Origin of the sequence: Paenarthrobacter sp. TAF1, assembly GCF_052113825.1 — a bacterium.
In the GTDB taxonomy this organism is placed as follows: domain Bacteria; phylum Actinomycetota; class Actinomycetes; order Actinomycetales; family Micrococcaceae; genus Arthrobacter; species Arthrobacter nicotinovorans.
Map to the genome: position 1 here is coordinate 22,248 of NZ_JBFRDO010000010.1, position 11,151 is coordinate 33,398.

Consider the following 11,151-nt stretch of genomic DNA (forward strand, 5'->3'; position numbering starts at 1 on the left):
AGGGGATCACCGTGGCTCCCGGGTGGACGATGCGTGGCTGGCGGCAGCGGCGGGGGCGGCGAACGCTGCCGCTCCCACCAGAACTGCAAGCGCACCCAGCCCCCAGGGCAGCCCTGCGGCAACGGCGATACCACCCACCAGTAACGGACCCCCGGCGTCGCCGAGTTCCCGCCCGAGCTCGGCCGAGCCCATGGTCCGGCCGAGCCTGGCCTTGGGTGTGGAATCTGCAAGATGGGCGAACGCTAGCGGCGTCGCCACGCCAATCCCGACTCCAATGAGCAAGGCCGCAGCGTAGATCCAGAGTGCCCCTGGCAAGGTGGCCGCGATCAGGATCCCCACGGCGATGCATGACAGTCCGGCGATCATGCCCGGCCTGTCGGTAAGTATGCCGCGATCCCGCAGGGCGCCAATACGTGGCTGGACTGCGGAGGACGCAAGGGCCAGGACAGTCACGACGGCGACGCTCCCGGCAGTGCCCAGTCCGTCCCTGGCGGCAAGGGCCGGAAGGAAGCCAACAGCAGCCCCGAGCGCCCCTGTGGCCGCTGCGAGCACCAGTGTGGAGCCCAGGAACGTCTTCCCGGTGCTCTGCCGCCACACGTCCGCCAGGGTGTACCGGGTCCTGGGCAATGGTTCCAAATGCGGCATGGAGACGAGGACCCATACGGCCACCACAAGGGCCACGCCGGACAGGACGGAGAACAGGAGCCCGAAACCGCCCGCCAGGATGGCACCGGCGCCCAATAGCGGCCCCAGGGCGTAGCCGAGGCCTTTCCAGGAGCCGTAACGCCCAAAATAGCGGCCGGTATTGTTGCCCGCGAGCCGGGCGACACTGGCGGAGGAAGCCGGTGAAAAGGCCGATGCTGCCACGCCTTGACCGAGCCTGGCCGCGGCGAGCATGCCGGGTTGTTCAGCCCAAAGACCCGCCATAGACGCGGCGGCGAAGGCCAGAAGCCCGCCCACGATCACCGGCTTGGGCCCGATGCGGTCGCTCAGTGCGCCGAAGACAGGCTTGAGGAAGACTTCGGCAACGTCATACAAAGCGAGCAGAATACCCAGTCCGAGAAGGCTCAGTCCGATGTCCTGGCTTTCGGCGCCAAGACCTGCGGCAACAGCATGCGCCCCGGAAGCTGTAGTGAAGCCCGCAGCATAAAGGGGCCACCGCTGGTAGGGAGATCTGCGCGCAGGGCCGGTCTTTTCGGGCGGATTCACGCCCCTAAATGTAACAAGGCACTGCGGTGTCCTTGTGAAGCTGCGCTGCTGGCACTGTGGGCGGAGCCCATCCCTGCCGGCTAACCGAGCAGACCGGGCACAATCAACAGTGCTGTGGGAACGGCCAGCAGCATCGCCGAGGCAGCAAGGACCAGTACCCTCAGCCCCTTGGTGAGGGGCGGCTGCGGCGAGAGCAGGCGGCTGACGCGTGACGCCGTCGTACGCGGTGAATCGGCACCTCCGGTGGCGCTGACACCGTTGCCCTCGACGACGGCGCCACCACCCTTCAGCGCGGCGGCGCTGACGGCCGGCTGGGAGCTGCCGCTGGCTACGATGGCGATGGCCTTGATGAGCGTGCCCTTGCTTTCGGTCCGAAGCGCGACGTCGTCCGCCAGCATCTCGATTAGGGAGTTCACGGCTGTCTGGGCGAGGCGGGTTGTGGGAAACCAGGGGAGGGCCTGGCGCCAGGCAGCGAAGGCCCACAGCAAAAGATCGTGCCGCTGGGAAAGATGGGCGTTCTCATGGATGAGGACGGCCCGCAGCTCGGCTGGATCGAGTGCGGCCATGAGGCCATCGGACAGGACCGTGACCGAACGGGCGCCGCCGGGCAGGCAGTAAGCAACCGGGGACTCATGGTTGATCACGACGGTCCCGGGACCGTCGTCGGAGGGTGATGCCAGCAGCGCGAGAAGTTCCCGGTGCCGGCGACGCTGGCGCTCGATCTTGTAGTACGTCAGCAACAGGGTGAAAACGAGATGCGCGGTCAGGAGTGCGGCGGCGGAGAGGGCAAAAAGGTGCCAGAAACCCAAAGCAGTGGTGGGCTCATTGTTGAACACCATTCCGGCCAGGCTCCTGAGGCCGGCAAGGAGGTTGTCGCCAATCGGTTCCAGACCGTAGACCAGCATGGCGCCGATCATCGACAATCCACCGGCAAGGGCTATGGCCTGCCACAGCACCATGGCGGTGAAGGGCGACCGTGCCGGCCACTGTGCGCGCGACAGCAGGACGGGAACCGGCCACGCCAGAATCAATGCCAGGACCGCAAGCAGGTATGAGGTCCAGAACATAGTGGCTAATTGTAGCCGAGCAGTTTGCGCAGGGTAGCGGCTTCACTTTCGGTGACGGAGCCAATGAAGCGGGCAAGGACAGCCTCACGGTCCGGAGCGGAGCCCAGGACTTCGTGCATGAGTTCTGCAGTGTGGTCGGCGCGGCTGGAGACTGCCTGGTAACGGTGCGGGCGCGTTCCCCGCTCGCGTTCCACCAGACCCTTCTTTTCCAGGCGTGACAGCACGGTCAGGACGGTGGTTACTGCCAGGTCTTTGCCTTGATGGCCTGCGGTGCCGTCGCCGGCCTGCGAGTCCTGCGCCAGAAGATCGCGCAGCGTATTGGCGGTTGCAGCTTCCTGGCCTGCCCAGAGCAGATCCATCACTGCCCGTTCCAGTTCCCCAAGACTTGCCATCGTTACTTCCCTACCTTCCGCTTCCTGCTGCAGGGTTACTGCCGCGGGGAGCGATGATCCAACATTCCACAATAAATCTACCGCTTTTCCTACGTTGATTCTACGTGAGGTAGAACTGTCGGCGCGCCGCCACGCCCGGTGACCTCTTGCGCGTGGCCGATGCCACTTGAAGAATGGGTTTCGTTGCCCGGCATTTGTTCTACACTGTGTAGAAGAGAAGTTTTCTACGCCATGTAGAACTAACGTCATCGTACTTCGGTCCACCGCACAAAGGACAGCCATGGACGCCTTGGAAATCGCACGCTGGCAATTCGGTATCACTACCGTTTACCACTTCATGATGGTGCCCCTCACCATTGGGCTGGGTTTGGTCGTGGCCATCATCCAGACCATGTGGTACCGCACGGGCAAGCCCGAGTACCTGCGCATGACCAAGTTCTGGGGAAAGCTCTTCCTGATCAACTTCATCATGGGCGTGGCCACCGGCATCGTCCAGGAATTCCAGTTCGGCATGGCCTGGAGTGAGTACAGCCGCTTCGTCGGTGACGTGTTCGGGGCGCCCCTCGCTCTCGAAGCGCTGCTGGCATTCTTCGTGGAGTCCACGTTCCTTGGGCTTTGGATCTTTGGCTGGAAGCAACTGAAGCGCGGCGTCCACCTCGCCTGCCTGTGGATCGCGGTCATCGGCTCGGTCTTCTCTGCCTACTTCATCATTGTGGCCAACTCCTGGATGCAGCACCCAGTGGGAGTTGAAATGGTGGACGGGCGCCCCGTCATGACCGACGCCTGGGCCGTCTTCACCAACAACACTGCCCTGGTAGCGGTGCCCCACACCCTGTTTGGTGCGCTGGCCGTCGCCGGAGCCTTCCTTCTGGGAATCGCCTGGTACCACCTGTGGCGTCGACGCCACGATGGGATCGACACCGTGGGCAAGGACGGCCGGATCATTCCCGGTGATGCGCCGCAGATCCCCGGGCGGGACAAAGCCGACTACACAGTCTGGATGAAGTCCCTGCGCATCGGCGCCGTCGTGGCCATGATCTCCTTCGCAGGAACGGCCTTCACCGGCGACCTCCAAGGCAAGCTCATGTTCGAACAGCAGCCCATGAAGATGGCTGCAGCGGAAGCGGCCTGCCACGATGGAACAGGGTTCTCGATACTGAGCGTCGGAAACGTGGGCTCTTCCAACTGTGAAGATGTCGTGGCCGTCATCGAAGTGCCGGGCATCCTCTCCTTCCTGGCCAAGGGAGACTTCACCACCGAGGTCAAGGGAGTCAACAGCCTGCTCGGCGAGTACAAAGAGAAGTACGGCACCAATCTGCCGGACAACCCGCTCTACGGCGACCGCGCCGGACAGGAAATCCAATACGTTCCCGTCATGGAAGTGACCTACTGGGGCTTCCGCATGATGATCGGATTCGGCGGCGTCGCAGCCCTGGCCGCGCTGCTGGCCCTCTGGGTAACGCGTAAGGGCGTAGTCCCGGAGTCCAAGTGGCTCATGCGGATTGCGGTCTTCGGAATCCTGGCGCCCTTTGGCGCCAACGCCGCGGGCTGGATCTTCACCGAAATGGGCCGGCAGCCGTTCGTCGTTGCCCCTAATCCGGATATGAACGGCATCGACCAGGTCTTCATGTTCACCGCCGCTGCGGTGTCCCCAGGGGTCAGCGCAGGGGAGATCCTGACTTCGCTGGTAGTGCTTACGGCAATCTACGCGGTGCTGCTGGTGGTGGAAGTGAAGCTGCTGGTCAAATATGTCCGCGGTGGCGTCGCCTCCGCGATGCCGGAACTGGGGCATGGCAAAGACAAGGACGGGTCCCCGAACGGGGATGGCAAAGACAACGACACCCCGGACAAGTCCGGCGACGACGTCCTGGCATTCGCTTACTAGGAGCAGGGGAAACTGACAATGGAACTGTTGCCAACCATTTGGTTCGTGGCCATCGCCGTCCTGTGGACCGGCTACCTCTTCCTTGAGGGCTTTGACCTCGGCGTGGGCATGCTCATGAAGCTGTTCGCACGAAACAACACCGACCGCCGGGTCCTGCTGAACACCATCGGTCCGGTCTGGGACGGAAACGAGGTGTGGTTGCTGACCGCAGCCGGCGCTACCTTCGCCGCCTTCCCGCTCTGGTACGCGTCTCTGTTCTCCGCCCTCTACCTGCCGCTCCTGGCAGTCCTGGTTGCCTTGATTTTCCGGGCCGTTGCCTTCGAATACCGGGGCAAGGTCGATTCCGAACGCTGGCGCAACCGCTGGGACTGGGCGATCGCCGTCGGCTCCTTCGTTGCCGCTTTCGGCATCGGTGCAGCACTTGCGCTCACCACTACGGGCCTGCCCCTGAACGCCAACGGAGACCGGGAGGGCGGCCCGATGTCCTGGTTCAGCGGCTACGCGCTTCTGGGTGGCCTCGGAGTGGTGGCCTTCGCCCTGGTGCACGCCCTGGCATTCCTTGCCCTCAAGACCGACGGCGAGGTGCGGCACCGTGCCCGCCGCTGGTTTGTGCGGTTGGTCCCGGCCGCGGTTCTGCCGATGTTCGGGTGGATGGTGGCAGTCCAGTTCCTCAGCGGCAAGCCATGGACGTGGGCTCTGGTAGCTGCCGCCGTCATCGCAGTGGTCCTGGCCTGGGCACTGGCCCGCGCAGGCTCCGAGGGACGGGCCTTTGGAGCCCTGGGTGCATTCATTGTCTGCGCCACCGCCTCAATCTTCGGAGCGGCATTCCCGGTGGTTATTCCCTCCACGATCGATCCCGCCTTCAACCTGACCATCTCCACGGCTTCTTCCTCGGACTACACGCTGGGCCTGATGAGCATTGTGGCTGCCGTGGGCCTGCCGTTGGTGATCGCCTACCAGGCCTGGACCTACTGGGTCTTCCGGCGGCGTGTCAGCGCGGCACACATTCCTGAGGCACACGGCTTCCTCCCCGCCATCGCGGCAAAAGTACTCGTTTCCAAGGAAGGCGCCTCCTCCAACCCCGCGCAACCGGGAAAATAGCCGCCTCATGAAACCGGTGTTTCCTTCCGGACAGGCCACCCGCTCGGCGCTCTACGTCCTGGGGCTGATGTCCGCGCTCAAAGCGCTGTCCCTTGTCCTGATGGCGCAGGCTGTGGCCGCCATGCTCGCCGGTCTCGCATCGGGTTCCGGTGACTGGAACAGCGACCTGCTGTGGGGTGCGGCCGGGGCCGTGCTGCGGTCACTGACCGTGTGGGGACAAGGAATTGCGGCACGTCACGCCGCTCTGGGTGTCAAAGAGGAACTACGCGTGCGGCTTCTCAGGCGGTCCTTGGACGACGGCGGTTCGGCCCCTGTTGAAGGAATGAACGACGGCGGCCTGGCGATACTGGCGACGCGCGGGCTGGATGCGCTGGACGACTACTACACCCAGTACCTTCCCGCTTTGGTCAATTGCGCCACGGTTCCCTTATTGATCGGAGCGCGGATCCTCTTCGCCGACTGGGTAAGCGCCGTGGTCATCGTCCTGACTGTGCCGTTGGTGCCCCTGTTCATGGTGTTGATCGGACGACACACCGAAGACCGCGTCCGGGATGCGCAAACCACCCTGCGGAAACTCTCCGGCCACATCCTGGAACTGGCCAAGGGGCTGCCCGTATTGGTGGGGCTTGGCCGCGCCAGCGAGCAACGCGCCGCATTGGAAGACATCTCCGAGCAGTACCGCAGCAGGACCATGGGTACGCTCCGCACTGCTTTTCTCTCCGCGCTTGCCCTTGAACTCATCGCCACCATCTCGGTAGCCGTGGTTGCAGTATTCATCGGTGTCCGGCTCGTAGCAGGGGACATGGCCCTGGAAGCGGGCCTCCTGGCCTTGATCCTCGCCCCTGACTGCTACCTGCCACTGCGGGAGCTCGGCACCGCGCATCACGCCAGCGACGACGGCCGGGCAGCCCTCGAAACAACCAACGCCGTACTGGAAGCTCCCCGGCACCGACGCGTCACGGACGCGACGCGCCGTACGGAGCCCGCCGACGTCGTCGTCAGCGACTTGTCGGTGACGTACCGCGGCAGGACCGCTGCCGCCGTCGGACCCCTCGACTTCACTGCCCCGCAGGGGAGCATCACAGCCCTCGACGGCGACAGCGGCGCCGGAAAGAGCACCGTCCTGGGAGTGCTGGCGGGACTCATCGGCAACGGGCCGGGAGCCCGCGTCACAGGTACCGTGGCGGGGGTGGCTCCTGCAGCCGTGGCCTGGGTTCCGCAGCATCCCGTCATGGCAGCCGACAACGTGCAGAAGGAGATCGAGCTTTACCTTGACGGGTTCGAAGGCAACACCGCCGAAGCGGTGGCCAAGATCCTCAGCAGGGCATCCGCCGGACACCTGGCAGCGAAGCACCCGGCTGAACTGAGCCCGGGCGAACTGCGCCGTGTGGCCTTGGCCCGCGGTCTGGCCCGCGTCGAGGCAGGCGCAACGCTGCTGCTCCTCGATGAGCCCACCGCTCACCTGGACGACGACTCGGCCGCCGCCGTCCGTCGCGCCATCGAATCGCTTCGCGGCACGGCCACCGTCATCCTGGTGGCCCACGACTCCGCCACCCGTGCGCTCGCTGACCACCTTGTAGCCATCGGACACAAGGCAACATCTGCCGGGACAGCCGCCGCGGCCGCCGCGCAGCCGGTCGCCTTGACCGCAACGGGCACCGGAACGGGCACCGCGCGGGAACCGGCTGAGGCCCTCGGCAGCGCCGGGCCGTTCAACGTCACGGACCGGTCGCGTGCCGGCAGCGTTCGCCTCCTGGCGGGCATCCTCAAACCCGTCCGCTGGAAGTTCGCAGCCGCCGGCGTCGTGGCGGTGCTGGCCGCACTGTTCGCTGTCGCCCTGTCAGGCCTGTCCGGTTGGCTCATCATCAGGGCGAGTCAGCAACCACCCATCCTCTACCTGCTGGGCGCCATCGTTGGCGTCAGGTTCTTCGGCATCGGACGGGCCGTGCTGCGGTATTGCGAACGTCTCCTGACCCACGACGCCGTGTTCGCGGCCATGACACGGCTTCGCGGATCGCTCTGGTCAACCCTGAGCCAGCGGGCATTGTCGCTGCGGCGCCTGCTGCAGGGCGGAAACGTTTTGGGATCGATCGTGGACGATGTCGATACACTCCGCGACCTCCTGCCCAGGGTGGCCCTGCCGCCCCTTACTGCGGTAGGAGTTGGCGGCGCGGCCATCGCAGCGACCGCCATCGTCGTGCCTGCCGCGTTGCCCGCCGTGGTGATCGCCGCCGTGGTGGGACTGGTGGTTGCTCCTGTCCTGGCTGTCCTGGCTGACCGGAACGCCGCACAGGCCGAACGACAGCTGCGTTCGGTGGTGCTCCGGGGAGTTGCTGCGGCACTGGATGCGAGGGCTGAACTGAGTGCCAACAACGCCAGCGAACCGGTGATCGGATCACTGGAGGGCAAAGACCGGGCCGCCACCGTGTCGGCCAAGCGCGCCGCATGGGCCGAGGGTCTGGGCCAAGCGGTGATCGTCCTCGCGTGTTCTTTGTCGGCACTCTGGGCAGGCGCTCTCAGCGCTCCCTCCGTGCTCGACGGTACGGTGGCTCCGGAGCTCGCCGCTGTCATTGTCCTGATGCTGCTGGCCCTGGTGGAACCCTTCGGGGGCATCGTCTCCGCGACGCGTCAGGCACCGGCGCTCGCAGCCGTCCTGGGAAAGGTGGCCTCCTCCGGCGCTTTGGACTCAACGGACGGTCCCCGGGGCCGGGAAAACCACGACGACGGTCCGTTGCCTTTGCCTGACCGGCCCGGCCAGGAGGGACTCGAGCTGCGCGGTGCGGCTGCAGCGTGGCCAGGAGGGCCCACCGTCATCTCCGGACTCAACGCCGTGGCCGCACCGGGCCGCTGGTTGGCCGTCACGGGACCGTCCGGGGCCGGCAAATCCACACTGCTCTCGGTCCTGCTGGGCTTCCTTCCCCTCACGGAAGGAACGGCAAAGCTGACCGGTACTGCCGCGTGGTGCCCGCAGGAAGCGCACCTCTTCGACTCCACGGTGCGGGGCAATCTCCTTCTTGGCCGGCCAGCGGCCGAAAAGCCCGGCGAAGCGGACATGTACAAGGCGCTGGCCGCCGTCGGCCTTGACGCCGTAGTGGCGGCCCTGCCGGGCGGCCTGGATTCGCGCATCGGGCCGGGTGGTTCATTCCTCAGCGGCGGCGAGCGGCAACGTCTCGCCATGGCCAGGACACTGCTGACGGGCGCCTCCGTCCTGTTGCTGGACGAACCAACAGCACATTTGGACGCAGGCTCTGCGCGGGAAATGATGGCTGTGCTTCGCAAGGGTCTGAAGGACGTCACCGTGGTCCTGGTGACCCACAACCCTGATGACATAGACCCCTCGGATGCGCGGCTTGAGCTGTCCGCCGCAGGAACACCGGTGCGCAGGCCGGGCGCGGCGGAACTGGTGGGAGGGCCTACTGCTCAGTAACCTGAGGGCATGCCTTTCAAAGATGCAAGCCATGCCATGCCCGACCCGGAGGTCACCGGCCTCCAGTGGCGCCCTGCCAGCATGGCGGACCTGGACGGTTGGGCCGGACTGATCGCCAGGACGGCCGCCGTCGAACAACCGGTCTGGTATGAAAAACGCGGCGACCTCGTCCACATCCTGGAGTCCGGCAAGAATCCACCCCAAGCGAACACCCTGCTGGGCATGGACGCCAAGGGCGTGCCGCGTGCCTACGGCCGCATCGCCAAGAACCCCGGCGGCGACAAAGCAACCGGGATGGCGTGTGTTGACCCCGAATGGCAGCAACGTGGCATTGGCTCGGCGGTCCTTCTCTGGCAGGAAGAGCAAACGCGCAGCCGCTTCGAGGCGGACGCGGCCGCCGGCCATCCTGTAACCCCGCCCCGGCTCCGGGTCCAAACCGAAGAGAAGCACGAGCACCAGGCGAAACTGCTGATGGGGCACGGTTATGGTGCCGTGCGCTGGTTCAACGAAATGCACAGACCGTTGGCTGGCCGGATCCCGGATGCGCCGTTGCCCGCCGGGCTGGAACTCCGGACCCTGGATTCCTCCCTCTTCGAGCCAGTGCGCCTGGCCCACAACGATGCCTTCCGGGACCACTGGGGGAGTGAACCACGCGACGAGGAATCGTGGCGCTTCACCATCGAGGAACCCACAGGGCGGCACGACCTAAGCGCCGTAGTGATCGATAGTTCCACGGGTGCCGTGGCCGGGTATCAACTGACCAGCCATGATCCCCAGTCCGCCGTGGAGCGCGGCTTCAAGGAAGGCTACACCGAGCTCCTTGGCGTCCGACGCTCCTACCGGGGCCGTGGCATCGCCCAGGCTTTGCTCGCCGACGCCATGCGCCGCTACGCCCTGGCAGGGATGGACATAGCGTCCCTGGACGTTGACTCTGCGAATCCCACGGGAGCGCTGCAACTGTACCTGGGCATGGGCTATGCCCCGGTGAACCGCAGCATGACGTGGGAAAAGATGCTCTAGCTGCTAACCATCCACGTCGTGAAGGTGATGGACAACGTCGTGCAGGAAGTACTGGGAGAACGTCAGCACAGTAAAAGCTGAACCGTTGCTCCGGGTCCCGGTGCGCTGCCAGTCGTCCTCCACGACGCGCGCAAAGGACTCGGCGATCACGGTGCCTTCCGCCTCGAGTTCATCAGCCACGGCACGGGGATCAGCGGAATCGTATTCACCGTCGATCGCGGCCTGGTCCTGGTCCCAGTTGGCGAAACGGGCGTCGTCCTCTGCGAGCATCAGGTTCAGGCGCTGGTCGAAAAGGCTGAAGACGTCGCGGACGTGGCACGCGTATTCCAGGGGCGACCACGTATGGTCGTTCGGGCGCACGGCTGCGTCTTCCCGCCGCAGGACGGCCCGCCACCGCGGAAGCATGTTCAGGACGGTGCCGGGCACCGTTGCAGGAGTCACCGTTGAGGGGTCGAAACCACATTCGGGGCAGGGCTCGGAGAGGACCCAGGTCCAGTCCTTTTCATCAGGGATGATCGGCATGCGGCCAGTCTAGGCTCATCCCGGCCACAGCCCGTTACAGGTCAGGAAATATGCTGCCCTATTGCGATTTCTTCCCATACCGGCCAGGAGTAAAGTTCGTTCCGGGGGGAGAGCCGGAAAGAGAAAACAATGCTCAAGGATCAGCAGGTTGGTGCCGTTCTCCCGGCACAGGACATAGCCCGGGCCCGCGCTTACTACAGCGAGAAGCTCGGACTGGAACCCGAAAATCCGGACGCCGACGACAACCTCCAATACAGGTGCGGCGACGGGACCGGATTCTTCGTGTATCAGACGCCGAATGCGGGGACGGCGAAGAACACCCAAATGGGCTGGACCGTCAGTGACGTCAGGGCCACGGTGGAGGAGTTGCGCGGCAAAGGAGTCACGTTCGAGGACTACGACTTCCCCGGACTGAAGACCGAAGACGGCGTGGCGACCATGCCCGACGGCAGTGCCGCAGCGTGGTTCCTCGACAGCGAAGGAAACATACTGAGCATCAACCAGAACGGCTAGCCCGGCTGGCGGCCC

9 protein-coding genes are annotated in these 11,151 nt (G+C 65.2%); 5 read left to right on the forward strand and 4 right to left on the reverse strand.

Going from position 1 to position 11,151, the window contains the following annotated elements; all coding sequences use genetic code 11:
- Positions 1-6: 6 nt before the first annotated feature.
- The 3 genes from AB4Y81_RS13790 to AB4Y81_RS13800 form a co-directional block, all read right to left on the reverse strand.
- Positions 7-1,209, reverse strand: coding sequence for an MFS transporter (locus tag AB4Y81_RS13790; protein WP_441996102.1), 1,203 nt, complete (start codon positions 1,207-1,209; stop codon positions 7-9).
- Positions 1,210-1,289: 80 nt separating this feature from the next.
- Positions 1,290-2,276: a M56 family metallopeptidase gene (locus AB4Y81_RS13795; RefSeq protein WP_039240773.1), complete on the reverse strand. Its 987-nt coding sequence runs from the start codon at positions 2,274-2,276 to the stop codon at positions 1,290-1,292.
- A gap of 5 nt (positions 2,277-2,281) precedes the next feature.
- Positions 2,282-2,668 (reverse strand): BlaI/MecI/CopY family transcriptional regulator, encoded by a 387-nt coding sequence (locus tag AB4Y81_RS13800; protein WP_018778701.1) that lies wholly within the window; start codon positions 2,666-2,668, stop codon positions 2,282-2,284.
- A 280-nt stretch (positions 2,669-2,948) separates the two neighbouring features.
- Between AB4Y81_RS13800 and AB4Y81_RS13805 the strand changes: the two genes are divergently transcribed.
- Genes AB4Y81_RS13805 through AB4Y81_RS13820 form a run of 4 tightly spaced genes read left to right on the forward strand, consistent with a single transcriptional unit; the run spans position 2,949 to position 10,101 of the window.
- A complete protein-coding gene (locus AB4Y81_RS13805; RefSeq protein WP_018778700.1) occupies positions 2,949-4,553 on the forward strand; it encodes a cytochrome ubiquinol oxidase subunit I in 1,605 nt (534 codons plus the stop codon).
- Between the two features lie 18 nt (positions 4,554-4,571).
- Positions 4,572-5,654 (forward strand): cytochrome d ubiquinol oxidase subunit II, encoded by a 1,083-nt coding sequence (cydB, locus tag AB4Y81_RS13810; protein ID WP_441996103.1) that lies wholly within the window; start codon positions 4,572-4,574, stop codon positions 5,652-5,654.
- Positions 5,655-5,661: 7 nt separating this feature from the next.
- Positions 5,662-9,081, forward strand: a complete 3,420-nt coding sequence (cydD, locus tag AB4Y81_RS13815; RefSeq protein ID WP_441996104.1) for a thiol reductant ABC exporter subunit CydD — start codon at positions 5,662-5,664, stop codon at positions 9,079-9,081.
- 9 nt (positions 9,082-9,090) lie between these two features.
- A complete protein-coding gene (locus AB4Y81_RS13820; protein ID WP_441996105.1) occupies positions 9,091-10,101 on the forward strand; it encodes a GNAT family N-acetyltransferase in 1,011 nt (336 codons plus the stop codon).
- A gap of 3 nt (positions 10,102-10,104) precedes the next feature.
- Here the strand turns inward: AB4Y81_RS13820 and AB4Y81_RS13825 are convergent, their stop codons facing one another.
- On the reverse strand, positions 10,105-10,623 hold the full coding sequence (locus AB4Y81_RS13825; RefSeq protein ID WP_018778696.1) for a DinB family protein: 519 nt from the start codon (positions 10,621-10,623) through the stop codon (positions 10,105-10,107).
- 129 nt (positions 10,624-10,752) lie between these two features.
- Here AB4Y81_RS13825 and AB4Y81_RS13830 point away from each other — a divergent pair, with 129 nt between their 5' ends.
- Entirely contained in the window at positions 10,753-11,136 is a 384-nt protein-coding gene (locus tag AB4Y81_RS13830) for a VOC family protein (RefSeq protein ID WP_018778695.1), read from the forward strand.
- Positions 11,137-11,151: the final 15 nt, after the last annotated feature.

Coding starts and splice junctions, on each gene's coding strand:
- AB4Y81_RS13830 (WP_018778695.1), top strand. CDS start 10,753: ATGCTCAAGGATCAGCAGGTTGGTGCCGTTCTCCCGGCACAGGACATA.
- AB4Y81_RS13795 (WP_039240773.1), bottom strand. CDS start 2,276: ATGTTCTGGACCTCATACCTGCTTGCGGTCCTGGCATTGATTCTGGCG.
- AB4Y81_RS13800 (WP_018778701.1), bottom strand. CDS start 2,668: ATGGCAAGTCTTGGGGAACTGGAACGGGCAGTGATGGATCTGCTCTGG.
- cydD (WP_441996104.1), top strand. CDS start 5,662: ATGAAACCGGTGTTTCCTTCCGGACAGGCCACCCGCTCGGCGCTCTAC.
- AB4Y81_RS13820 (WP_441996105.1), top strand. CDS start 9,091: ATGCCTTTCAAAGATGCAAGCCATGCCATGCCCGACCCGGAGGTCACC.
- AB4Y81_RS13825 (WP_018778696.1), bottom strand. CDS start 10,623: ATGCCGATCATCCCTGATGAAAAGGACTGGACCTGGGTCCTCTCCGAG.
- cydB (WP_441996103.1), top strand. CDS start 4,572: ATGGAACTGTTGCCAACCATTTGGTTCGTGGCCATCGCCGTCCTGTGG.
- AB4Y81_RS13805 (WP_018778700.1), top strand. CDS start 2,949: ATGGACGCCTTGGAAATCGCACGCTGGCAATTCGGTATCACTACCGTT.